This is a genomic window from Clostridia bacterium (assembly GCA_012840125.1).
In the GTDB taxonomy this organism is placed as follows: domain Bacteria; phylum Bacillota; class DULZ01; order DULZ01; family DULZ01; genus DULZ01.
In genome coordinates this window covers 1-23,090 of sequence record DULZ01000061.1, presented here as the reverse complement: position 1 = coordinate 23,090, position 23,090 = coordinate 1, and the positions used below count along the sequence as shown (strand labels likewise).

Genomic DNA, 23,090 nt, shown 5'->3' with positions numbered 1-23,090 from the left:
TGCATGCTCATTTCGCCTTACGCAACCAATGAAAAAGGGCTTTTGGACTTTGCCAAAAACCCATTAGGTCTCATTAAAGAAATGGTCGGAGCGACTGGATTTGAACCAGCGACCTCTACCACCCCAAGGTAGCGCTCTACCAAGCTGAGCCACGCCCCGACAACCAGTATAATACACTGTTTTGCGGCTTATGTCAAGGCTTTATGAAATTAAGTTGGTCCAATCCAAAAGCTTCGTGCAATGCCACCACGGCACTGTCTGCTTGTTGTTCGTCAATGACACAGGAAATCTTAATCTCCGAGGTGGAAATCATCTGGATGTTGATGTTTTGCTTATATAACACCTCAAACATCTTAGCGGCGACACCCGGATTCGTCGTCATTCCGGCTCCTACAATACTGACCTTCGCCACGGTGTCATCAAAGGACACACCCTCGGCGCCGATCTCGTCCGCCACTTTCTTGGCAATCGCTACCGCATGTTTCTTGTCATCGCGGGTTACCGTAAAGGAAATGTCGTTCCTTTCGTCTTTTTCATGGCTTTGGATGATCATGTCCACATTAATATTTTCCCCAGCCAGGGCATTGAACAATTGGTACGCGATACCGGGCCTGTCTGGTACGCCGAAAACGGCAATCTTCGTTACGTTCTTGTCACAGGCAACCCCGGTTACAACCATCGCTCTTTCCATATTCTCATCAACCTCCTGAACAATGGTGCCTTCGGTGTGATTGAAACTGCTCCGGACGTGAAGTTTAACGTTGGTCAACTTGGCAAATTCTACCGCACGAGGTTGCAGCACTACCGCTCCCAGGCTGGCCAACTCCAACATCTCATCGTAAGACACGTAAGGTAGCTTGGCGGCGTTAGGGACCACTCTGGGATCTGAAGTGTAAACACCGTCAACATCCGTGTATATCTCGCAAACGTCAGCGTTAAGAGCAGCGGCCAACGCTACGGCTGTGGTATCGGAACCGCCGCGGCCCAGAGTGGTAATATCATTGTCCTCAGATATTCCTTGAAAACCTGCTACGATAATGATATTACCGCGGGACAACTCGGCTTCCAATCTTTTCGTGTCCACATCCAGGATTTTGGCCTTTCCGTGGGTGGCGTCGGTCTTGATCCCGGCTTGAGGACCCGTCAAAGAAATCACCTTGTAACCCTCGGCTTCAATGGCCATGGCCAGCAAAGCGATGGAAACCTGTTCACCGGTGGCGAGGAGCATATCCATCTCCCGCGGCGAAGGGTCTGCATTGATCTGCCTGGCCAGTTCAATCAGTTCGTCAGTAGAATCTCCCATGGCCGAAACCACGGTGATCACTTGATGGCCTTGACTCTTATACTCAATGACTCTTTTCGCTACATTCTTAATTCTTTCAGCATTTGCTACTGAGGAACCACCAAATTTCTGTACCACTAAACTCATCTTGTTCAATAACCCCCATTGATTACCCGCGCCCCTTGATTGTCGGGTAATAGTTTCATGATCGATACCTCAATCCCTTGTTCCTGAAAAGCGGTTTCCATGGCATGACATACCTCATCAATATTATGCTCCCCACAAAAGGCTACCAGGGTAGGCCCGGAACCGCTCAAGGCCACTCCCTGAGCTCCGGCCGCTCTGGCTCTTTGCAGCGCCTGTTCCATGCCCGGGATCACGGAAGAACGGTACGGCTGGTGGAGTTTGTCTTGCATCCCATAGGTCAACAAATCAAGCCGGTCTTGAAGGAAAGCCGTAATGAGAAAAGCCGTGCGGCTGATATTATATACCGCATCCTCTAAAGGCACTTGTTTCGGCAGCAGCTGGCGCCCCTTCTTGGTGGATAGAGGGAAATGCGGGATGACAGCGCCGATCCTGATGTCCGGCCTGATTTCAATCTTATGGGCATAAATGTGAGCACCGTCCACAATGCTCATCACCAGACCTCCCAGTAAGGCGGGAGCTACATTGTCGGGATGTCCTTCGAATTCTGAAGCCAATTTCAGCAGCTCCGTGGTAGACAGCGGGTAGCCGGCCAAGGCGTTGGCGGCTACAATGCCGCCGGTGATGGCAGCGGCACTGGAACCAAGACCACGAGCCAAAGGAATATTATTTGACAGTTTGATGTGCAATCCGGGATAGGCAAAACCGCATTTGTTCCAAACTTTTCGGGCGGCTTGGAACACAATATTGCGGTCATCGGTGGGAATGCTGGCTTTCCCCTCCCCTTCCACTTCAATGGTTAAACCTCGGGAAGATAAGCGCATTTCCACGAAATTGTACAGGTTTAAAGCTAATCCAAGCACATCAAACCCGGGGCCGAGATTAGCGGTTGTTGCTGGAACGCTAACTAAAACCATTAGTATTTCCTCCATATTATTACATGTACCAACCACAACTATTATACACTCAGTGTTTGCGAAGGGTGAGCGGTTTTAGGTACCGGTTTCTACGCGGATGATACTGTTGACTTGTTCGACGGTAGGGATGTTCTTAATCATGCTCATGGCATTGTTGAAACCTGCTTCCATGACTTGATGGGTAATAATTACAATCTCAGCAGAATTCCCTATGGTGCGCTTTTGCAGAACCGACGCAATGCTCACCTGGTTTTCCGCCAAAACTCCGGCTATGTTGGCCAGCACCCCGGGTTGATCGCGAACCAGTAACCGCAAATAATACGAAGACCGCACCTGGCCGATAGGCCGGATTCTCTTTTGATAGAAACAAGTACAGCCGGTTAGCTGCCCGGTAACACCCAGCTTAATGTTCTTGGCAATGGCCATGACGTCCCCTACCACGGAGCTGGCCGTGGGCATTTGCCCGGCTCCTGGGCCGAAAAACATGGTTTGCCCTACCGCATCTCCTTCCACGAACACAGCATTATATACATCGTTCACTGCTGCCAGGGGATGGGAGGCGGGAATCATCACAGGATGCACCCGGACCTCTATCTCACCGTCTACTTCCTGGGCCAATCCCAAGAGCTTGATGCTGTAGCCCAATTCCCTGGCGTACGCAATATCTAGTTGGGAAATGGACCTAATACCTTCCACATAGACTTCGTTGACGGAGACTCTCGTTTGGAAAGCAATGGAAGCTAAGATGGCAATTTTCCTGGCTGCATCCAGGCCGTCGATATCGGCCGAAGGATCCGCTTCCGCATATCCCAATGCTTGTGCTTCTTGTAATGCTTCAGCAAATTCCTTTCCTGCCGCGGTCATTTTAGTCAGTATATAATTGGTGGTCCCGTTAATAATCCCCATTACCCGGTGAATCCGGTTACCCGCCAGGGATTCTTTCAATGGTTGAATAATGGGGATGCCCCCCGCGACACTGGCTTCAAAACGCAAATCCTTTCCGTTTTCCGCTGCCGCATCAAATAGTTCCTTGCCATGGGCAGCCAGAAGGTCTTTGTTAGCCGTTACGATGTTTTTTCCTTTCTGGAGGGCAGTGACAACATAGCTTTTGGCCGGTTCAATACCGCCGATCAATTCAATGACGATTTGAATCTCGGGGTCTTCCAATATGTCGTTGACATCGGCAGTGAACAGCTCCGCAGGTATTTCATGTGGACGTTGCTTGGTCAGGTCCCGCACCAGGATCTTTTTTATTTCCAGTTGACAGCCTGTCTTCAAGGCAATGTTGTCTTGATTGGACATTAACTGTTTCACAACGCCCGAGCCGACAACCCCGCAGCCCAGCAGCCCAATTCTGATTGTATCCAATTTTATCGTTCCCTCCTACCATATATCAGCTGACAATTTCTACCTTGGAAACCCCCTTAACGGAGGCTAAACAAGACACCAGGTGGTCCGGTGAAGTGACGTTGTGATCAATTTCGGTAGTAATTGAAACGTTGGCTACACCTCTTACGGGAATATTCTGGTTAATCGTGACAATGTTGCCTCCGAGTTCAGTAATGGTACTGATGACACGAGATAACACCCCGGTTTGGTGGTTTAACAGTAGGGATAAACCGACCAGCTTTCTCTCGGCCGGCGGTGTATAAGGATAAATCCCGTCCTTGTATTTGTAAAAAGCGCTGCGGCTAATGCCCACAAGCCGGACGGCTTCGTTAACGGTCCGGGCTTTGCCTTGGGCCAGGAGTTCTTTGGCTTGAGCCGTTCTTAACAAGGCCTCGGGCAGTGCTGAGGATTTTACTAAGAACAATTGGTCAGTCATACCGCATCACCTATGTTCAGTAGAGAGAAACATATGCTTACACACAGTAGACATTATAGCATCATTGAGAGACTCACGGCAACAGGAATTTTAACCTGTGATTTGTGCTAAGAAGCGGCTGATTATGCGCTCTTGCTGTCCAAATTCAATCAAGAAGCCGTCATGGCCGTAGGGTGAATGGATCTCCTCGTAATAGGCCTGCCCTCCGGTTTTGAGAATCATCGAGACGATTTCTTTTTGCTGGTAGGTGGGATAGAGGAAGTCGCTGGATACCCCAATGGATAATACAGGTACTCGGATGCGCTTAAAAGCCTCTTCATAACTGTTAAACGGGTGTCCTATGTCGTGGAGATCCATGGCTTTCGTCAGGTACAGATAGCAGTTGGCGTCAAATCTCTTGACTAGTTTTTCCCCTTGATACAACAAGTAGTTTTCCACTTCAAAGCGCTGGTGCAATTCGTAATAATCTTCCGGACGCATTCCGGAAAAGGCCCTGGCAAACTTGTTATCCCAGGCTTGAATACTTTTATAGGTAATCGTTCCAATCATGCGGGCCAAAGCCAAACCTCGTCTCGGGGGTTCCCCCTCATAGTAATTGCCTTCCTTCCAATTGGGGTCCAAGTAAATTGCTTCCCGCTGTGTTTGGTTATAAGCTATGGTCTGGGCAGCCAAGCGGCCGGCGGTGGCAATGGGGATGGCCGAACGCAGCATGTCTGGGTAATGAATCGCCCATTCCAATACCTGCATCCCGCCCATGGACCCGCCAATGACCGTGACCAGCTGCTTGACTCCTAAATAATCCAGCAACGCTTTTTGGACATGCACCATGTCCCTGATGGTGAACACGGGAAAAGACATGCCATAGGGTTTGCCGGTTACAGGGTTGATGGAACTGGGGCCGGTGGTCCCGCTGCAACCACCCAGCACGTTTGAGCAAATGACAAAGTACTTGTCGGTGTCCAAAGCTCTCCCAGGGCCGATTAAAGGGTCCCACCAACCCGGCACTCGGTCTTGGGGGGAATGCCAGCCGGCGGCATGGGCGTCCCCGGTCAGGGCATGGCAGACCAAAACCCCATTGTCGCCGGCTGCGTTTAGAGTGCCGTAAGTCTCGTAAGCGATGGTGAGCTCCGGAAGTGTCTTCCCGCTTTCCAAAACCCAAGGCTTTCGGTCAGGGGAATAATATGCTGTTCTCACAATGCCGATATTGCCCATGTTGACTCCTTCCGTTTGCCATACTAGATGTTGTTGAATGCTTGCTCCAGGTCCGCTATTAAGTCCTCTGTTCCTTCAATGCCTATGGAAAGCCTAATCATGTCCGGCGAAATGCCGCCGGCTTCCATTTGTTCCGCTGACAGCTGTTGATGAGTGGTGCTGGCGGGATGGATAATCAAGGAACGGGTGTCCCCGACGTTGGCAACCAAATTGAACAGTTTGACACTGTTAATGAACTTCTTGCCGGCTGCCAGCCCACCTTTGATGCCGAAGGAGAGGATGGCGCCGAAACCATGCCGCAAGTACTTCTTGGCCTTTTCGTGGTCCCGGTGGGAAGCAAGACCGGGATAGTTGACCCAGCTTACTTTAGGATGCTGCTCCAGATACTCAGCGATGGACAGAGCATTGTTGCAGTGCTGCTGCATCCTCAAAGGAAGGGTTTCTATCCCTTGCAGGGTGAGAAAGGCGTTAAAGGGGCTTTGGCAGGCGCCCAGGTCTCTCATTAACTGCACCCTCGCCTTCACAATGTACGCCATCGGACCGAAAGCCTTTGTGTACGATACGCCGTGATAACTGGGATCCGGGTTAACTAATTCCGGAAACTTGCTGTCGTGCCAGGGAAACCTGCCGCTGTCCACAATAATGCCGCCGATGCTGTTGCCGTGGCCGTTGATGTACTTGGTGGTGGAGTGGACGACAATATCCGCCCCCCACTCAATGGGCCGGCACAAGTACGGGGTGGCGAAGGTATTATCCACGATCAACGGAATACCCAGGGAATGAGCCACCTTCGCATATTCTTCTAAATCGGCAATATCCAAGCCGGGGTTGCCGATGGTTTCCACAAAGAAAGCTTTAGTTCTCTCATCAGCGGCGGCGGCGAAAGCCTGCGGGTCGTTGGGCACCAGTTTGAACTCAATGCCCCATTTTGGCAGGGTATTGGCAAAGAGGTTGATGGTGCCGCCGTAAAGGTTGTTAGCTGCAACAATATTATCGCCCTGTTGGGCAATGTTATAGATGGCCAGGGTGATGGCTGCTTGGCCGCTGGAAGTGGCGAGGGCTCCCACGCCTCCCTCCAGAATAGCCAGCCTTTTTTCCAAAGCATCGACAGTGGGGTTCATGATCCGGGAATAGATGTTGCCTCCTTCTTCCAAGGCAAATAACCGGGCAGCGTGGTCAGCGTCCTGAAACTGGTAGGCTACTGTCTGGAAGACCGGTACAGCCAGCGCACCCGTCGCCGGATCAGGTGAATGACCGCCTCGCACCGCCAAGGTGTGAAAGCTCCAGTGTTTTTCCATGTGTCATCTTCCTTTCTTTTCTGCAAGATTTAAAAAAAAATCCTCTTCGACATGAAGAGGATCATTAGCCATGCACAGCATGGATCTTCCTCTCATCTCTCAGGTTACACCTGCAGGAATTGGCACCTTTCCCATCAGGGATGGTTGCCGGGTTTCATTGGGCCAGTCCCTCCACCTCTCTTGATAAGAGTTCACGCCTATGAAATTTTAATCATAGCATATCAACTGGACTGATTCTTGTCAACAACATTTTATAACAAAAAAGAAAGCCGGGCTAGCCGACTTAGATGATGATACAGATTAGACCACCACTTCCTTCATTGGCGATGCGTTCCAGAGTTTCTTGCAACTTGATTTGGGCGTTTTCCGGCATGTGGTAGAGCTTGCCTTGGATGCCCTCCCGCACCAGATCGCTTAATGTCTTACCGAATACATTGGTTTCCCAGATTTTCTGCGGGTCTTTCGCGAACTCTTCCATGATGTAGTCAATTAAGTCCTGGCACTGCTGCTGGGTACCGATGAGGGGAGTTAGCTCGGTAGTAATATTAGCCCTGATCATATGGATGGACGGGGCGGTAGCTCGCAGGCGTACGCCGTAGCGGCCCCCCTGTTTGATTAACTGGGGCTCCTCCAGTTCCATATCACCGACAGTCGGGGATACGATGCCGTAGCCGGTGTTTCGTACCTCTTGCAGCCCTGCCGCAACCTTATCAAATTCTTGTTTTATTTTGCTCAATTCAACCAGATGTTTCAGGATATGATGGCTGCCGGACAACTCATAACCGGTGAGCTCGCGCAGCACTTGATAGAAGAGGTCTTCCCTGGTGTTCATCTCAATAGTGGTGCTGCCGCTGCCCAAGTCTACCTGTTGCAGGGTTACTTTATCCACCCTATTGTTGTGCGCCAGTTCTTCAATTACCCGGTCAATGTCCCGGAGCCTGGTCACTTTATTAACCGCTTCCCTGACCGCTCCTTCCAGTTCAGCCCGCAGCCAGTAATCTGTTTCCAATTCTTCCACCCATCTTGGCAAATTCACTGTGACTTCCGTAACCGGGAATTCATATAATGCCTCCTCCAGGATATGAATGACGTCTTCGTGGGTTAAGGTAGCAACATTCAAGGGCAGCACTGGAACATCATATTGTTCCTCCAAGGAATGAGCCAAGGCCACAGTATCTTCCCGGTCGGGGTGCAGGGAGTTCAGCACTACGATAAAAGGTTTCTTGCTTTCTTTTAATTCATAAATGACCCTTTCTTCTGCATCCATGTAGTTCTCCCGGGGTATGTCGGAAATACTGCCGTCGGTGAAGACGGCGATGCCAATGGTGGAGTGTTCCGCAATGACTTTTCTGGTGCCGATTTCCGCGGCTTCCTGAAAAGGTATGGCCTCTTCGAACCAAGGAGTCCGCACCATGCGCGGCTGGCCGCTGTCTTCATAACCAACGGCTCCTTCGACATAATAACCTACGCAGTCCATCATCCTGACTCTCACGTTCAATCCTTGCTTAATGGTTACTTCCACCGCTTCTTTAGGAATGAATTTAATCTCCGTGGTCATAATGGTTCTGCCTGCTCCACTCTGGGGTAACTCGTCCCGGGTCCGGTCCCGCTCATTTGGATTCTTGATGTTTGGCAAAACCAAGAGTTCCATCATACGTTTTATTAAGGTGGATTTACCGGTCCTTACCGGGCCGGGAAATCCCAAGTAGATGTCTCCGCCCGTTCGTTCAGCAATGTCCATTAAAATGTCGGGTTTTTCCATGTTTTTCCCTCCTTTGAATAGGTCATCCTGCATCTTAGGTGAATAGCTACCCCATCCCTCCTTAACCAGAGAGTGATATCCCTTAGGCGTTTATGAGTGGTCATAACCTACGTTATTTTGACAGCCGTACACACTATATCTATATGACTTGACCATGGGAATATTACCCTAAAATAAAAAAAGTGCTGAAGAAAAGCACTTTTATTCAAACTGCCAGCTCTGGTCAAAAGCCATGGCTATTTCTTCCAATTCATGGGTTTTGCTTCGTCTCATTAAGCTGTCTACACTTTGCAAGGCGTCTTTGCCTTCAAACAAAATGTGGTACATTTCTGTCGCGATGGGCATCGGTACTTGGAGCTTCTGGGCCAGTTGATAAACGGTTTTGGTAATGGTAACTCCTTCCACCACCATGCCCATGGATGCCAGCACTTCCGCCAGGGGTACTCCTTTGCCCAAGGCGATCCCAGCCCGGCGATTGCGGCTGTGCATACTGCTGCAGGTAACAATCAAATCCCCAATCCCGGCTAAGCCGGCAAAAGTGAGGATCTCCGCCCCCATTTTGGTGCCTAACCGGGCAATCTCGACGGCTCCCCTGGTCATTAAGGCTGCCCGGGTATTGTCACCAAACCCTAACCCGTCGGCAATGCCCGTGGCCAGGGCGATGATGTTTTTCAGGGCACCCCCTAACTCCACCCCGATTATGTCCGGATTGGTATAGACCCGGAAGGCGGCATTCATGAATAAATCCTGTACCAGTTCCGCCGTGCGCCTGCTGAAAGACGATACCACTACGGCGGTGGGAAGCTGCCGGGCTACTTCTTCCGCATGGCTGGGGCCGGACAAAACGGCGATTTGATGCTTCCAATGAGGCAGTTCTTCCGACAGTACTTCGGACATGCGATAATAGGTATTCTGTTCCAAACCTTTGGCTGTGCTGATGATGAAAGCATCTCCCTTTAACAAAGGGCGAATCTGCACGGCTATGTGCCTGATGGCTTGAGACGGTACAGCCAGGACGACGAAATGGGTTTCACGCAAGGCTTCCTCAAGCTGTGCCGTGATCTTAAGCTCCCGGGGTAAGGCAATGCCGGGCAGGTATTGCCTGTTTTCCCCGTCGGCTATTAGTCTATCTACGGTTTCCGGTGAGCGAGCCCATAAGGTTACTGGAATCCCCTTGCTGACCAGATGGCATGCCAGAGCAGTGCCCCAACTGCCTGCTCCAAGTACGGCTGTTTTACAGTCCATGTTTATCTCTCCTTACGCTGGACCTTTTCTCCAAATTTGTACTCGGTTCCGTTCAGGAGTCTCTTGATATTAGGACGATGCCGGTAAATAACGAAGACTGCGGCTAAGAGTCCAAAAATAAACAATAACCAGGATTCATGAAATATTAATATTAAAATAGGTACAGAAACGGCACCCAATATTGAGCCTAAAGACACATAGCGGGTCAAGGCAATGGTAATGAGCCAGATAAGAGCAGCAATGCCGATGACTTTCGGAGCCAGGGCCAGAAAGACCCCCGCGCCGGTAGCCACGCCGCGCCCGCCGCTGAACTTTAAGAATAAAGACCAGTTATGCCCTGCGATGGCTGCCAAGCCCCCTAACATACCGGCTGTCTCCCCGCCTAGCCAACGGCCCACGAGAACTGCAATGACGCCTTTTAAAATGTCGCCGACCAAAACAATAATACCCGGGCCCCAACCTGCCGTTCTAAAAACATTGGTAAAGCCGATGTTGCCGCTGCCGTAACGACGAATGTCAATATTGTACAGCTTGCGTACCACGAGATAGCCAATGGGAATGGAGCCGATGAAATAACCGATGATGGCTGACCACACCAATGCCATTTGCCATCCCCCTTACGTTCTAACTTTGACAATAAAATTAATGGGGCTGCCTTCAAAGCCAAAAGCTTCTCTAAATTTGTTCTCCAGATACCGCTTGTAGGAAAAGTGCACCTGTTCCGGGCGGTTGGTAAAGATCACAAAGGTGGGGGGGCGTACACCTGATTGAGTTATGTAAAAGAACTTCAGGCTTTGGCCTTTGTCGGAAGGAGGTGGATTTAGGGTGGTCACCTCCTCTAAGTACTGGTTGAGCACCCTGGTGGGAATGCGTTTCACTGCTTGTTCATCTACAAAATTGATGAGTTCCACCAGTTTAGAAACTCGTTGCCCGTTTAATGCGGAAACGTATACGGAAGGCGCGTAGGCGATGAAGTTTAATTGTTCCCGCAGCGTTTGATCGAATTTATGCATGGTCTTGCTGTCTTTCTTTACCAAATCCCATTTATTGACCACTAAAATGCTCGCTTTTCCGGCCTCGTGGGGTAAGCCGGCAATGCGCTTGTCTTGTTCGGTAACACCTTCCTGAGCGTCAATCATGACCAGGGCAACATGGCACCGTTCCACTGCCCTGATGGCCCGCATGACGCTGTACTTTTCCGCAGCTTCGTTAATACGGGAACGACGGCGAATGCCGGCAGTATCGATCAGAATGTATTTCCGCCCGTCAATCCAAACTTCACTGTCAATGGCATCCCTGGTGGTACCGGGAATGTTGCTGACAATGGAACGTTGTTCACCTAAGATATAATTGACCAGTGAGGACTTACCCACATTGGGCCTCCCGATCACGGCTACTTTAATGGCATCTTCATCATCGGTTGTCTCCGTGACTGCAGGCAATTTAGCGATTACTAAATCGAGCAAGTCACCCACATTCATGCCGTGGGCGGCGGAGACAGGAACCGGGTCCCCCAGGCCCAGAGCATAAAATTCCGATAAAAAGTGAGTATCCGCAAAATTCTCTACTTTGTTAACTGCCAAAATGACCGGTTTGGCAGTCTTTCTCAGAATATCAGCCACCAACCAGTCATCAGGCGTCAAGCCTGTGCGAGAATCCACCACAAAAACTATTAAATCAGCTTCGGCAATGGCCACTTGGGCTTGATATCTCATTTGTTTTTCAATGAAGTCTCCGGCGGCAAGATCCGTGATCCCGCCGGTATCGACCAGGGTGAAAGTGCGTCCTAACCATTCGGCTTGCTGGTAAATGCGGTCTCGCGTCACCCCCGGGGTATCATCTACAATAGCAACCCGGTTACCGACAATCCGGTTAAAGAGAGTTGATTTGCCTACATTGGGGCGACCTACAATCGCAACAATTGGTTGTTGAGACATAGCTCGACCTCCGCTAACTGGGATTGACCAGGTAATCAATTAAGCTAGAACCATTGGTCGGCAAGAATACGACCTTATTGCCTAATATTGCCTCAAATTGGCTGGCGTGATAACTGTCGATGGTCAGCATGTCATCATTTAGTATGATATCCGGCAGCAATACCGTAGCATCACTGTCCTTCAGGAGCCGATCCTGCAGGGTTTCGATTATGTCAGCCCCGGATAAGAGGCCGGTTACCGTCACGGAGCTCCCCAAGAAGTGGTTCTCCACCGTCACCAGCTCCAGTGGATAGCCGGCAATACGGCGGTTCAGCTCAGCGACAGCCTTAGCCAGGATGGGAGTTGCGGCGCGGCCCGTTACGATGAGACAGCGTTCCTGAACCGGCAGCGGTTCTCTTAAATCCTCCAGTCTTGCCGCAAAATCATCCAAGAACAAGCGCACAATCCCCACCCCATTTTCCAGTTGAGGAAAATCTTCATACTCCTCTTGGGTGGGAATCTCTTTACCGGTCTGCAAGTAAAACTCGTCGGCCAGGAAGACAAATCTTGTCCCCATCTTTTCTAAATACTCTTGCTGGTACCGGGAAACAGATTCCACGATTTCTAAAGCGTTGCCCGGGCTGATGCCGTGCACCAAAGGCAGATCCCGGCGGAATTTGGTTAAGCCCACCGGGACTACCGCCAGGGATTGCACTGCGGGCCACAGCCGGGCCAATTCCCGGATGCTCCGTGCCAGCTCTGCCCCGTCGTTAATACCTTCACACAGTACTATTTGCGCGTGTATCTCAATGCCGTGTTGGCTCAAAAACTCTAATTGTTCCATAATCCGGGAAGCCTTCTTATTTCTCATCATTTGGGCTCTTAATTCCGGATTGGTAGTATGGACTGAGACATAGAGGGGACTTAAACGCATGGAAGCAATTTTCTTCAGGTCTTCCTCATCTACGTTCGTTAAAGTCACGAAAGTCCCCTGTAAGAAAGAATACCTATAATCATCGTCTTTCACGTACAGGGATTTTCTCAGGGATGGGGGCATTTGATCCACAAAACAAAAAAGACAACGGTTGCGGCATTGTCTGATCCCGTCATTGGTTATTTCGGTAAAGGATACACCCAGATCATCATCAAAATTTTTTTCAATTCGGTATAAAGTAACGTTGCCTTCTAAAGTACTGATACATATTTCCAGCGTGTCCTCGGCTACTTGGAACCGGTAATCCAGGATATCGTTAATATTCCTGCCGTTGATGGAGATGATCCGGTCGCCGGGTTTCCAGTTTAACCGGGCCCCGATACTATGCGGCGATATGCTCTGGATTGTTAAACCGGTGCACTTTTCATTCTTCAATTGTTTAGTCACCCCTATCCTCCTCATTATCCAACATAATTTGTCTAACGTCAAGCTAGCCGGCCGGTTCAAACAGTGGGATTGGGGATAGGGTATTGTCCGTGGTGTGATTGACGGATCCCGGTAAGGAATAAGTAATGGGACAGGTAATTGTTGCCGAAGAATCTCCTAAGGCAGCGAGCCAGGTTGGTTCTCCAGTTGTCATGGATGAGGGCATCTACCAGGATGATTTGACCCTGGCGGCCGGCAATGGCGGCTAGGGTGTGGGCCAGACGTGGGACCAGCTCTTTGTCTTTTTTTACCCACATGATATAAATACGATTTCCCCCAGCGTCGCGGCCCACCTCCAGGAGCTGACCCGGGGCCAGCCGGTCAATGCGTTTCCACCAGGTTAGTTGACACCATTGGAGGGCTGTCAGCTCTCCCGGCACAACGGCCCCCAGATGCATGAGAGCTCTATAAAGAGCTCCACGACCGTAGGCATGACAAAAAAACACTATGCTTTTCAACGGGCATTCCCTCCTGATGCCTGTGACTTTACGGTTTGTACCAACCTGACCAAATTCTTAAATGCTTTTTGAGTGCCTTTGATGACCAGGGGACGCCCGATCCTAATCCAACCCAAGCGGCGGGAGGTAAAGCCGCCAACCATCATCATCCAGTTAACATATGGCACCGTATCTACAATTAAAAACTCTTCCCTTGAGACATTTAACAGGGAAGCGAGGGATTGTACCAGGGTGACAAAGCAATCTTTGAGACCTCTGCGACCGATGACAAAAACCCGGTTGCCCGCCGTGTCGTCTCCCAAATATCGCAAGTAGCCGTGGTCGTCGTCGGTAGTTTGGTCATAAAAAGGAAGGGCCAGTAATTCTTCAGGAGTGGGAAGGCTGTTTTCCGCAATCAGACCTAAATGGATGCAGGCGGCGGTAATGGATGAGTGAGCACCGCCGAAACAATGATAAATGATATACATGACACCTCCAACAGCTTGGACCGGACAGCCGGGGACGGTGTGTGTTTTTAGCCGCCCGGCTGCCCGTCATGTTATTCTTCCGGATCTTGACCGGTTTTACGTTTTTTTCGGTGGGGGCTTCCCAAGAAGTTGGCCCACTCATCTGAGGAAAACTGTTTCAGTTTACGCATGGCTCCCGCAAAGCTGCCGGTACTGAGAAGCAAGAAGGCAGCGGCACCGAGTACGGCAATGGTGACGATCCACCAGAGGGATCTCCTGTCTCCCGGGGTACTAGTATCCGTTGGGGCCCTGGGGGTTTCCGGGGTGCTTATTCCCAGAATGTCAGGCAGAGCGTCGGCAAATAACATGGCGCCTTGTTCCGCCAATTGTCGTTCATTGGTGTGGGTTCCCACCTCCACCAAAATGGAACGGGGAGAAAGGTCCTGGTTGTAATTGCCTTTAGCCATGAAAATCCCATGTACCAGTCCGGGGTAGTACTTGTCCAATTGAGCTTTGATCTGTTTCGCAAAATCCAAATTGGCTTGCATGTTTTGGTTCTGCCGCCCTACTACCAGGCGAACCTTGGTTACATCCATACCGGCCACATTGGCGTAGTAGAAATCCGGGTCCGGTACCCCGTCCCGGTGCACATCAATAATGGCAGCGGGGGTCTTTTTCATCAGTTCGATGGCTGTTCTCCTGGAGCGCCGGTAGGCATCGGCATCGTGAGGTTCGTGAGGGGTCTTGTCATAGAGAACTTCTACTCCTTTTTCCCGGAACTTCTCTCCCATGCTCTCCCCTACTTTATAGATGCCCCCGTTGCCGGGTATGCTTTCAGTACCGTCGGTGGGAACATAGGATTCGTCGGTATGAGTATGATACATGGCAATTTTATTGTTAGATTCTTTACCTTGCGCCGCGACCTGCTGGGCAATAATGAGGTCTAGGCCGGCGAGGGCATTTTCCGTGAGGAGTTTGGCATACGCCTTGTCGCCTTCCACTCTTTCCACCCGGTAGTGGCGGTTGTTCGCGGCAATGAACTCGTCTTCCGGGTGCACCTGCCGGATAGTCTTGTCCAGGATGTTGCCTTCTTCATCTACTATGGTATAGTAGCCCCCGTCATCCCTCTCTTGCTCCCATACCCCTAAATCCGGTAGGTCGAGTTCAAACTCTGCTGCTGCTTGTTCAGCCGGTTTACTGGTTTGATAGCCCAGTATGATGATCCCTGCCAAAAGAGCGACAATCCCCAGCGTGATCCATCTATTCGTCGGTCTTTGCATCATGATCTTTCCTTTCCTGTGGCTCCTTTGCCAGTGGTTTTTGTGCCGGTTGAGGTACAGCCTTGTCAAGGCTTTCAAGCAGCTCCGGAGGTCTTCCTTCTTTTTCCGGCCCTCCTTGGAGCCGTTCTCGGCTTTCACCAATGATTTCTGCCAGGATAACCGCACCGATGCCGGCCATGATCACTGCATCAAAAGCCCCGCCGCCTCCAAAAGCTACGCGACCGGGAATCTTGTTGTTTACCAACTGGATATAGTTCATGACGTCTAAGCTCAAGACGCCCAAGGTGGCTGCCACAAATGCGGATCGCCTGGAACGGCCTGCTAGGTACGCCACGACTGCAGCGACAATAGGATAAGCCAGCAAAGGATCTATGAAATCAATTCTGCCGCGCCAGGGATCATCGGCAAAGAGATACCGGTTCACCAGGGTGATAACAACCACGGTGATGGCGGTAGCTACTATGGCTCTAATCCATTCCGCCCTTGTGCCCGCCTTGGCCAGCAGATAAACTGCCAGCCCAAAAGGAATCAAGGCACCGCCAACATTTACGGTGACCGCCGGAGGGCCGTCGGTGATGGGAATATTGATGAAACTGCCGGCGATGATAGCTCCAAGTAATAGCAAAGCAGTCCGGTCATTAATGCGCAGCCTGTCCAGCACGCGATGTGCCAAGCCGAAATAGATTAAAATGGTAACGACAATGAGCAGGATTATTCCCAGCGGATATCCACTCATACTGCCACCCCTTGTAGTGCAGTTTATGCTAATAGGATTCCCCTGCTCCCTGGCAAATATACAAAAAAACCGCCGTGTGGCGGTTAATGAATGCGTGTACGCTGGCGGTAATGGTCCAGTATTCCTCTTTGTTCCAGCCAGTCTTTGGTTCTGCCGGTTATCACCACCGGCACTTTCTTTAAATCTTCTAGTGAACGAGCGCCGGCCAGCAGCATCAACGCCCGAAAATCATAGATCAGCCGGTGGAAATAATTAAGTACTTCCGCTTCCGTGTGGTCCAGCAGGAGTTTGACTACGGGTCCGGCAATGCCGATTAAGTCAGCGCCTAGAGCCATTGCTTTGACTCCGTCCAGGGCCGAACGTATCCCTCCGGACGCAATGATGGTCACGGGTAACCCTTGACTGCTGACTTCAGCCACGGAAACAGCGGTGGGAATGCCCCACAGCTCAAAGACCGACGGCCCGGCCTGTTTTTGCCGCACCCGTTCAATGGTGCCGAAATTAGTGCCACCTTGTCCCCCCACATCAAAATGGGCGACGCCATGGGCGAAAAGCTGCCTGGCTGTTTCAACGGAAAGCCCAAAGCCAACTTCTTTCATAATGACGGGAACGGGTACTTTTTCTACGATGGCGGCGATGTTATCCAGCGCACGCCTGAAATCCCGGTCCCCTTCAGCCATGGCCAGTTCATGGGCCGCATTTAAGTGCAGCTGCAATCCATCAGCTGACAGCATTTCGATAGCTCGTAAAGCTTCGTCAGGAGACGCCAAAGCACTCAAATTGGCCAAAATGAGCCCGTGAGGATTCTCCTGACGGGCAATTGTATAGGTTAACGCCGCATTGGGGTCGTTAAGGGCCAGTGCTTGCGAACCCACTGCCATACCCATGTGGAGCTCCGCTGCCACCCTGGCCAGGCAGGCATTGATGTGCGAGGATATCTCCGGTCCTCCGGTCATGGCATTGATGATGAAAGGCACTGAAAGCTTCTTGTTGCAAAATGTGACCCCGCTGTCGACTTCATCAAGTTGGAGGGGGCTGACCGCCTGATGAATCAAGTGAACATCTTCAAAACCGGTTGATAATGGGCCGTCGTCCAGTTCTTTGGTCAACTGCAGGTGATCCAGCTTCCGGCTCAACTGCAGGGACTGCCGGTTAGGCGTTCGTGTTTTCTTCGAATAGTTCACCAAAGAGATCCCCCAACTTAACACCTGAATTCTCTTCTTCTTTAACCGTTTCTTGTTTCGGAGGTTGAGGGCGTTCTGCCTTGCGGGCTTCTTTCAGACTGAGACTCATCCGGTGGGCAGCCTGATCCACGCTCAGTACCTTGACCGGGATAATATCTCCCACGGAAACTACATCCTCGGTTTTTTCCACGTGATGATTGGCTAATTGAGAAATATGCACTAATCCCTCAATGCCGGGTTCTACCTCCACAAAGGCGCCAAAAGAGGCTATCCGCAGTACTTTTCCTTGGACAACGGAGCCTACCGGGTACCGTTCTTCGGCAGTATCCCAGGGATTTGGCAGTAATTGTTTCAAGCCTAAAGAGACTTTTTCCGCGGCCCGATCGACAGCTAGGACTTTGACTTCTATTTCCTGGCCTTCCGATAACACGTCTTTGGGATGGTCTATTCTACCCCAAGAGAGTTCGGAAACGTGGAGCAAACCGTCAATGCCGCCGATATCGACAAATGCGCCGAAATCAGTCAAACGCCTAACAATACCTTTGATGACTTGCCCTTCTTGTAAACTAGCCCAGGTAGCTTCCCGCAGTTTTTCGTATTCTTCGTCCAGAATGGCCTTTTGCGACAGGACCACTTTGTTCTTGCCGCGGTCCAGCTCGATGACCCGCAAGCGAAGTTCTTTCCCCACATACTGCTGCAGGTCCTCCACATAGCCTCTTTCCACCAGGGAAGCAGGGACAAAACCGCGTACACCTACGTCAACAAGCAGACCTCCTTTCACCACTTCGATGACGGGTGCTCTCAATTCTTCACCGGTCTCCAAAGCCTTTTCTAAAACTTCCCAGGCAATAACGCGGTCTGCTCTTCTCTTGGACAGTACCGGGTGACCTTCCTCATTTTCCACCCGCAGGACAAAGACTTTAACTTCATCGCCTACGGCAACAACTTCATGGGGGTTAGTAATGGGACGATTGGCCAATTCGTTTAATGGGATAATACCTTCGGATTTGCCGCCTACATCCACCATCACTTCATTATCATTAACCTGAACTACAGTCCCGGAAATGATATCCCCCCGGTGTAGTTCCATGGGATTGCTGGCTAAATCCAAGTCTACTTCTTCACTTCTTTGGTTGGATCCCCCTTGGGCCGCTGCTTGATTCCCCATTTCGGGGTTCCCAGCTTCTTGGACCTCCTCCGTTGTCAAGTTTTTTTCTTCATTCAGCTCTGTCATTCTTTCAACAACCTCCTCAATAATCCAATCTGGAGTAGAGGCACCAGCTGTGACCCCCACTCGCTTAGCATTTGTAAACCAATGGGGTTCAAGTTCGCCAGCCTGTTCAATTTGAAAGGTCAGCGTACCCGCCCTCTGGCAAATGCTCGCAAGTTTCCTTGTATTGGCACTGTGCTTCCCGCCTATGACGATCATCACGTCTACCGCTTGGGCCAGCTTAAAGGCTTCCTCCTGCCTGATTTTTGTTGCACTGCAAATGGTGTTATGGATTTGCAGTTGCTGGGTTTTGCCTCGTAGGAGCCTCGTTACCTCTTCAAAGGTGGAAAAATCCAATGTGGTTTGTGCCAATACACCAATCTTGGGGAAAAAAGGTAGTAATTGTACTTCTTGAGGATCTTTGATGACGATAGCACGGTTCTGGGTCCACTCTACAATACCCTTGACTTCCGGATGCTCTTTGTCACCTACCACGACCACTTGAAAGCCATCATTGTCCAACCGGTGTGCAATCCGTTGTGCCTTTTTCACAAAAGGACAGGTAGCATCGATCACTTTGTGGCCCTTTGCCTGAATTGCCTCCAGCGTCTCAGGGCCAACACCATGGGAGCGAATGATGACTTTTCCTGCTGCGATTTCCCGGGGATCCTCGACAGTCTTAAGACCTAGTTTTGCTAACTTGTCTACTACCTGCTGGTTGTGAATCAGGGAGCCGTATGTATAGACGTTATTACCTGCTTGTAGGCTATTCAGTGCAATATCTAGGGCTCTTTTGACACCAAAACAAAAACCGGCTCTGGGAGCCACCAAAATCTCCAAGAGAATTCACCTTCAGGTCGTAAAATGCTGCTCTATATTTATTTTGCACGTGAAGTCAATCATTATTATCTTTCGTGAAAAAGTGATAGAATCCTGCAAAAGCCAGAAAGGTTTAGCAGTTTTCCGCAAACTTAGGCGGATTTCAGTCCTTGTACGGCCTTTTCCATTTCCCTGGTCAGCCGTTCTACGTCATCGTCTTGCAGCTTGCCTTCATACTGCTGCGGCCAGGTGATAACCGGGCCAATGTTGACCTTAAGCTTGCCGAAAAGGATGGCCTTGGGAATGGAAGCGGTACCGATAATGGCTACCGGTAAGACAGGACTTTTGCTCTTGAGGGCGATGGCCGCTGCACCGGTACTAAAAACAATTCTGGTGGCATTCTTGCGCGTGCCCCCTTCCGGGAAGATACCTAACACCTCTTGACTTGCCAGTATCCTTAAAGATTGCTTGACAGCCTGAAAATCTGTCTTATTCCTGTCTACGGGAAAAGAGCCTAACAGGGAAATGAGTCCCCCTAAGACGGGTATATCGAACAATTCCTTTTTGGCCATGAAACGAATGGGTCGGGGTAAACCGACTCCTAAGACGATCGGGTCTAACACGCTCACATGATTAGCCACGACGATTAATTTTCCTTGCGGCGGGAGGTTTTCCAGGCCATGGACCTCTAACCGGTTCCAGAGCTTCAGGATGAGCCAGGCGATAGGTCTCAGTATCCTGTACAAGGTCATTTTGACTCACCCCCTTGACATTGGGCAACGATCAGATCCACTACTTGTTCGATGGACAAATTGGTTGTATCAACAATAACAGCGTCTTCAGCCGCGGTTAACGGAGCGACGGGCCGGTTCCGGTCCGCCTCATCCCGGGCCGCAATTTCTCGGTAGACCGTGGTCGGGTCCACGTCTATGCCCTTTTTTTTCATTTCTTCATACCGCCTGCGGCTTCTCTCCTCCAAGGAAGCCGTCAGAAAGAACTTAAAAGATGCATTGGGCATCACGACCGTGCCAATATCCCGGCCGTCCATTACGATACCGCCCTCTGCCGCATACTTTCGCTGCAATTGGGTTAACCCTTGACGCACCTCGGCAAAAGAAGAAACCAGGGAAACATGGTTGGAAACTTCCGGTGACCGGATATGTTCTGTTACGTCAATGTTATCACAAAAAACCCTAGGCGTATCATGGTTTGGGTCCTGTACAAAAGTGATTTCCGTGTTGCGAACCAATTCTGCCAGGCCCTCTTGGGTCAAGGGAACGCTGTTCTGTAGGGCTTTCCAGGTCAAAGCCCGGTACATGGCACCGGTGTCGAGATAGGTGAGCCCCAGCCTTTTTGCTACCAAGCGGGCGACGGTACTTTTTCCCGCGCCGGCAGGCCCGTCGATGGCGATATTAGGAAGCATGGCAACACCTCATTTTAATGACTGTAATGTAACGAAGAAATCTGGGTACGATACATTGACCGCTTCCGCTTGGACAATGGTGGTGGTGCCTGTGGCACGTAAACCTAAGACGGACAGCGCCATGGCGATGCGGTGGTCTCCATGGGAATAACAGGTGGTACCTTTCAGTTCTGTACAACCTTCAATGATCATACCGTCAGGCAGCTCCTGTACTTTAGCTCCAAACCTGGTCAATTCCTGAGTCATAATCCGGATCCGGTCGGTTTCTTTGACCCTCAATTCCCGGGCATGACGGATGACGGTTATCCCTTCGGCGAAAGCTGCCGCGATGCAAAGGGCGGGGATCTCATCGATTAAAGTAGGGATCCAGGCCGGTTCAAAGGAAATACCTTTCAGGGGAGCATATCTCACCCGGACATCAGCTACAGGTTCCCCCGTTTGTTCCCTGTAATTCATCACTTCTACGCCGGCTCCCATAGCTTGTAAAGCCGTAATCACTCCGGTTCGCGTAGGGTTCACTCCTACGTTTCTAATGATGATATCTGAGCCGGGGACAATGCTGGCAGCCACCATGAAAAAAGCAGCCGAGGAGATGTCACCTGGGACCAGGATTTCCTGGGGCGTCAAGGTGTCTTGCGGTGTGATTTGGATGCTCAGGTCCTGCACCGTAATGCCGGCACCGAAGGCGGCCAGCATACGCTCGGTATGATCCCGGGAACGCAATGGTTCCTCTATGCAAGTTGTATCGCTGCCTCCCAGAGCGGCCAACAGGATGGCGCTTTTGACCTGGGCGCTGGCCACAGGAAGACGGTAGTTAATGCCGCGAAGAGTACCGCCCTTGATAAATAACGGAGCCAGCTTATTATTCTCCCTGCCGTAAATGGTAGCACCCATTTGGGTTAAAGGCACAATGACCCTATCCATGGGGCGAGATCTAATGGATGCATCGCCGGTCAAGATGCTGGTGAAAGGCCGGCTGGCCAGTAAACCCGCCAGCAAACGAATGGTAGTCCCGGAATTACCCACGTCCAGCACGTTATCCGGTTCGCTCAATCCATGCAGACCTTTCCCGTGAATAATGTAATCACCCGGTTGCAACTGCTCCACATGAATCCCTAGGGATGACAAACATTGAAGGGTATGAAGGCAGTCCTGACCTTCCAAAAAGCCTTTAATGCGAGTCTTGCCCTCGGCGATGGCTCCCAGGATGGCTGCCCGGTGGGAGATGGATTTGTCACCGGGTACTTCCAGTTCACCGGTTAATGGACCTGTGCGGGCAACTTCTATATTCAAGCCGTTTCCTCCTTGTTTCGCAGGTTTTAGGTAAGCACCGGAAAAGAACCCAGCACTTTGATCATCACGTCCTTAGACTGCAGTTTGTTAAATGTCTTAGCCACGGTTTCCTCATGGACATGGCCAAGAAAATCAATGATGAAGAGATACTCTCCTAATTCTTTCTTAGTGGGCCTGGATTCGATCCGTGTTAGGTCCAGGGAAGCGGCGGCGAATTCCGTCAAGATCATGTGCAGGCCCCCGGGACGATTGTAAGGTAAAGCCACCACGATAGAAGTCTTGAAGTCACAATGTTCTTTACTTATGTTAATGGTACATGTTTCCGGTAAACCCACAGCCCAGAAACGGGTTTTGTTGCCGTGAAAATCTTGAATTCTTTCTGCCAGGACCGCCAAGTGGTATTTGGCCGCCGCGTCTGCCGACGTGACGGCGGCGATGGGTTCTGCCGCTTCGCTGACCAGGCGAGCTGCTTCCGCCGTGCTGGTAGTTTGCACTAATTTCGCCTTTCCAAGGTGACGTTCCAGGAACCGGTGGCACTGGGCCAGGGCCTGGGGATGAGAGTAAACGGCGGTGATGTCGGCTAACGGGAGCAGGGTTTTAGCCACCAGGTAGTGTTCCACGGCAAGGCTAATCTCTCCTAGCACCTTGATGCCTGGTAAGCTGATCAAGTAATCCTGGGTGACCGTTACAGCTCCTTCAATCGAGTTTTCCACCGGCACGATGATCTGGGCCAGCTGCCCGTTTTCCAGGTCGCGAAAAAGCTGCGGCAGGTTTTCTTTTGCTTCCAGGCGGTGGGGTGTTGAAACACATTGTAGCCACATACGGGCGGCTTTTTCTGAAAAAGTTCCCTCGGGTCCTAGATAGCCTATTTTAATCATCGCATCGCTCCAATGTCCTTTGAATTGCTTGCACCACTGATTGCAGCTCTGTCATTAAAGCCTTAAAGTTTTCAGGGGTAAGGGATTGAGGGCCGTCGGACAGGGCTTCGCTGGGGTTTGGATGTACTTCGATCATCAGCCCGTCGGCTCCGGCGGCGACTGCTGCTAAAGCCATCGGTTTCACCAGCTGCCACTTGCCGGTACCGTGGCTTGGATCTACCACGATGGGCAAATGGGTCAACTGCTTAATCACAGGGACGCTGCTTAAATCCAAGGTGTTACGGGTATAGGTCTCGAAAGTACGTATGCCCCGCTCGCAAAAGATGACATTGAAGTTACCTT

General features: G+C 50.9%; 22 protein-coding genes, 1 tRNA gene and 1 riboswitch. All 23 genes read right to left on the bottom strand.

Translation table 11 applies throughout. The features are described 5' to 3' along the window. Positions 1-82: 82 nt before the first annotated feature. Positions 83-159: transfer RNA gene (locus GXX34_07555), tRNA-Pro, on the bottom strand. 34 nt (positions 160-193) lie between these two features. Beyond that, positions 194-1,429: an aspartate kinase gene (locus GXX34_07550; protein HHW07371.1), complete on the bottom strand. Its 1,236-nt coding sequence runs from the start codon at positions 1,427-1,429 to the stop codon at positions 194-196. Between the two features lie 5 nt (positions 1,430-1,434). Next, positions 1,435-2,343 carry a homoserine kinase gene (locus tag GXX34_07545; protein HHW07370.1) on the bottom strand — a complete coding sequence of 303 codons (909 nt, stop codon included), beginning with the start codon at positions 2,341-2,343 and terminating at the stop codon, positions 1,435-1,437. Between the two features lie 75 nt (positions 2,344-2,418). Beyond that, on the bottom strand, positions 2,419-3,717 hold the full coding sequence (locus GXX34_07540) for a homoserine dehydrogenase (protein ID HHW07369.1): 1,299 nt from the start codon (positions 3,715-3,717) through the stop codon (positions 2,419-2,421). Between the two features lie 19 nt (positions 3,718-3,736). Next, the gene (locus GXX34_07535) at positions 3,737-4,168 is read right to left on the bottom strand and encodes an ACT domain-containing protein (protein HHW07368.1); all 432 of its coding nucleotides are present in this window, start codon (positions 4,166-4,168) and stop codon (positions 3,737-3,739) included. A gap of 90 nt (positions 4,169-4,258) precedes the next feature. Then, the gene (locus GXX34_07530; protein HHW07367.1) at positions 4,259-5,380 is read right to left on the bottom strand and encodes a homoserine O-acetyltransferase; all 1,122 of its coding nucleotides are present in this window, start codon (positions 5,378-5,380) and stop codon (positions 4,259-4,261) included. A 23-nt stretch (positions 5,381-5,403) separates the two neighbouring features. Then, the gene (locus tag GXX34_07525; GenBank protein HHW07366.1) at positions 5,404-6,678 is read right to left on the bottom strand and encodes an O-acetylhomoserine aminocarboxypropyltransferase/cysteine synthase; all 1,275 of its coding nucleotides are present in this window, start codon (positions 6,676-6,678) and stop codon (positions 5,404-5,406) included. Between the two features lie 89 nt (positions 6,679-6,767). Next, a riboswitch (SAM riboswitch) is annotated at positions 6,768-6,868 on the bottom strand. 93 nt (positions 6,869-6,961) lie between these two features. Beyond that, positions 6,962-8,440: a stage IV sporulation protein A gene (spoIVA, locus tag GXX34_07520; protein HHW07365.1), complete on the bottom strand. Its 1,479-nt coding sequence runs from the start codon at positions 8,438-8,440 to the stop codon at positions 6,962-6,964. Between the two features lie 201 nt (positions 8,441-8,641). Further along, complete coding sequence (locus tag GXX34_07515) at positions 8,642-9,685, bottom strand: NAD(P)H-dependent glycerol-3-phosphate dehydrogenase (protein HHW07364.1); 1,044 nt, start codon at positions 9,683-9,685, stop codon at positions 8,642-8,644. A gap of 2 nt (positions 9,686-9,687) precedes the next feature. Beyond that, complete coding sequence (gene plsY, locus GXX34_07510; protein ID HHW07363.1) at positions 9,688-10,290, bottom strand: glycerol-3-phosphate 1-O-acyltransferase PlsY; 603 nt, start codon at positions 10,288-10,290, stop codon at positions 9,688-9,690. A 12-nt stretch (positions 10,291-10,302) separates the two neighbouring features. Next, positions 10,303-11,622 carry a ribosome biogenesis GTPase Der gene (locus tag GXX34_07505; GenBank protein ID HHW07362.1) on the bottom strand — a complete coding sequence of 440 codons (1,320 nt, stop codon included), beginning with the start codon at positions 11,620-11,622 and terminating at the stop codon, positions 10,303-10,305. A gap of 13 nt (positions 11,623-11,635) precedes the next feature. Then, complete coding sequence (locus GXX34_07500) at positions 11,636-12,982, bottom strand: DUF512 domain-containing protein (GenBank protein HHW07361.1); 1,347 nt, start codon at positions 12,980-12,982, stop codon at positions 11,636-11,638. 56 nt (positions 12,983-13,038) lie between these two features. Then, entirely contained in the window at positions 13,039-13,479 is a 441-nt protein-coding gene (locus GXX34_07495) for a DUF3189 family protein (protein HHW07360.1), read from the bottom strand. Next, on the bottom strand, positions 13,476-13,946 hold the full coding sequence (locus GXX34_07490; GenBank protein HHW07359.1) for a DUF3189 family protein: 471 nt from the start codon (positions 13,944-13,946) through the stop codon (positions 13,476-13,478). Before GXX34_07490 ends, GXX34_07495 begins: the two co-directional genes overlap by 4 nt. Positions 13,947-14,017: 71 nt before the next feature. Beyond that, on the bottom strand, positions 14,018-15,208 hold the full coding sequence (locus GXX34_07485) for a stage II sporulation protein P (GenBank protein ID HHW07358.1): 1,191 nt from the start codon (positions 15,206-15,208) through the stop codon (positions 14,018-14,020). Further along, positions 15,186-15,941 carry a DUF1614 domain-containing protein gene (locus GXX34_07480; GenBank protein ID HHW07357.1) on the bottom strand — a complete coding sequence of 252 codons (756 nt, stop codon included), beginning with the start codon at positions 15,939-15,941 and terminating at the stop codon, positions 15,186-15,188. Before GXX34_07480 ends, GXX34_07485 begins: the two co-directional genes overlap by 23 nt. 83 nt (positions 15,942-16,024) lie before the next feature. Continuing rightward, positions 16,025-17,125: a type 2 isopentenyl-diphosphate Delta-isomerase gene (locus GXX34_07475; GenBank protein ID HHW07356.1), complete on the bottom strand. Its 1,101-nt coding sequence runs from the start codon at positions 17,123-17,125 to the stop codon at positions 16,025-16,027. After that, a complete protein-coding gene (locus tag GXX34_07470; GenBank protein HHW07355.1) occupies positions 17,094-19,175 on the bottom strand; it encodes a bifunctional 4-hydroxy-3-methylbut-2-enyl diphosphate reductase/30S ribosomal protein S1 in 2,082 nt (693 codons plus the stop codon). Before GXX34_07470 ends, GXX34_07475 begins: the two co-directional genes overlap by 32 nt. Before the next feature lie 131 nt (positions 19,176-19,306). Further along, entirely contained in the window at positions 19,307-19,906 is a 600-nt protein-coding gene (locus GXX34_07465) for a 1-acyl-sn-glycerol-3-phosphate acyltransferase (GenBank protein ID HHW07354.1), read from the bottom strand. After that, the gene (locus GXX34_07460; protein HHW07353.1) at positions 19,903-20,577 is read right to left on the bottom strand and encodes a (d)CMP kinase; all 675 of its coding nucleotides are present in this window, start codon (positions 20,575-20,577) and stop codon (positions 19,903-19,905) included. Before GXX34_07460 ends, GXX34_07465 begins: the two co-directional genes overlap by 4 nt. Before the next feature lie 9 nt (positions 20,578-20,586). Further along, positions 20,587-21,870 (bottom strand): 3-phosphoshikimate 1-carboxyvinyltransferase, encoded by a 1,284-nt coding sequence (aroA, locus tag GXX34_07455; GenBank protein ID HHW07352.1) that lies wholly within the window; start codon positions 21,868-21,870, stop codon positions 20,587-20,589. 26 nt (positions 21,871-21,896) lie between these two features. Beyond that, the gene (gene pheA / locus GXX34_07450; GenBank protein HHW07351.1) at positions 21,897-22,748 is read right to left on the bottom strand and encodes a prephenate dehydratase; all 852 of its coding nucleotides are present in this window, start codon (positions 22,746-22,748) and stop codon (positions 21,897-21,899) included. Further along, positions 22,741-23,090: 3-deoxy-7-phosphoheptulonate synthase (locus tag GXX34_07445; protein HHW07350.1), on the bottom strand; the 350-nt coding region annotated here is incomplete at its 5' end. The genes GXX34_07445 and pheA, both read right to left, overlap by 8 nt.

Excerpts from the sequence above, each read along its gene's own strand:
- GXX34_07550 (HHW07371.1), bottom strand. The coding sequence starts at position 1,429 with ATGAGTTTAGTGGTACAGAAATTTGGTGGTTCCTCAGTAGCAAATGCT.
- GXX34_07545 (HHW07370.1), bottom strand. The coding sequence starts at position 2,343 with ATGGTTTTAGTTAGCGTTCCAGCAACAACCGCTAATCTCGGCCCCGGG.
- GXX34_07535 (HHW07368.1), bottom strand. The coding sequence starts at position 4,168 with ATGACTGACCAATTGTTCTTAGTAAAATCCTCAGCACTGCCCGAGGCC.
- GXX34_07530 (HHW07367.1), bottom strand. The coding sequence starts at position 5,380 with ATGGGCAATATCGGCATTGTGAGAACAGCATATTATTCCCCTGACCGA.
- GXX34_07525 (HHW07366.1), bottom strand. The coding sequence starts at position 6,678 with ATGGAAAAACACTGGAGCTTTCACACCTTGGCGGTGCGAGGCGGTCAT.
- spoIVA (HHW07365.1), bottom strand. The coding sequence starts at position 8,440 with ATGGAAAAACCCGACATTTTAATGGACATTGCTGAACGAACGGGCGGA.
- GXX34_07515 (HHW07364.1), bottom strand. The coding sequence starts at position 9,685 with ATGGACTGTAAAACAGCCGTACTTGGAGCAGGCAGTTGGGGCACTGCT.
- plsY (HHW07363.1), bottom strand. The coding sequence starts at position 10,290 with ATGGCATTGGTGTGGTCAGCCATCATCGGTTATTTCATCGGCTCCATT.
- GXX34_07505 (HHW07362.1), bottom strand. The coding sequence starts at position 11,622 with ATGTCTCAACAACCAATTGTTGCGATTGTAGGTCGCCCCAATGTAGGC.
- GXX34_07490 (HHW07359.1), bottom strand. The coding sequence starts at position 13,946 with ATGTATATCATTTATCATTGTTTCGGCGGTGCTCACTCATCCATTACC.
- GXX34_07485 (HHW07358.1), bottom strand. The coding sequence starts at position 15,208 with ATGATGCAAAGACCGACGAATAGATGGATCACGCTGGGGATTGTCGCT.
- GXX34_07480 (HHW07357.1), bottom strand. The coding sequence starts at position 15,941 with ATGAGTGGATATCCGCTGGGAATAATCCTGCTCATTGTCGTTACCATT.
- GXX34_07465 (HHW07354.1), bottom strand. The coding sequence starts at position 19,906 with ATGACCTTGTACAGGATACTGAGACCTATCGCCTGGCTCATCCTGAAG.
- GXX34_07460 (HHW07353.1), bottom strand. The coding sequence starts at position 20,577 with ATGCTTCCTAATATCGCCATCGACGGGCCTGCCGGCGCGGGAAAAAGT.
- pheA (HHW07351.1), bottom strand. The coding sequence starts at position 22,748 with ATGATTAAAATAGGCTATCTAGGACCCGAGGGAACTTTTTCAGAAAAA.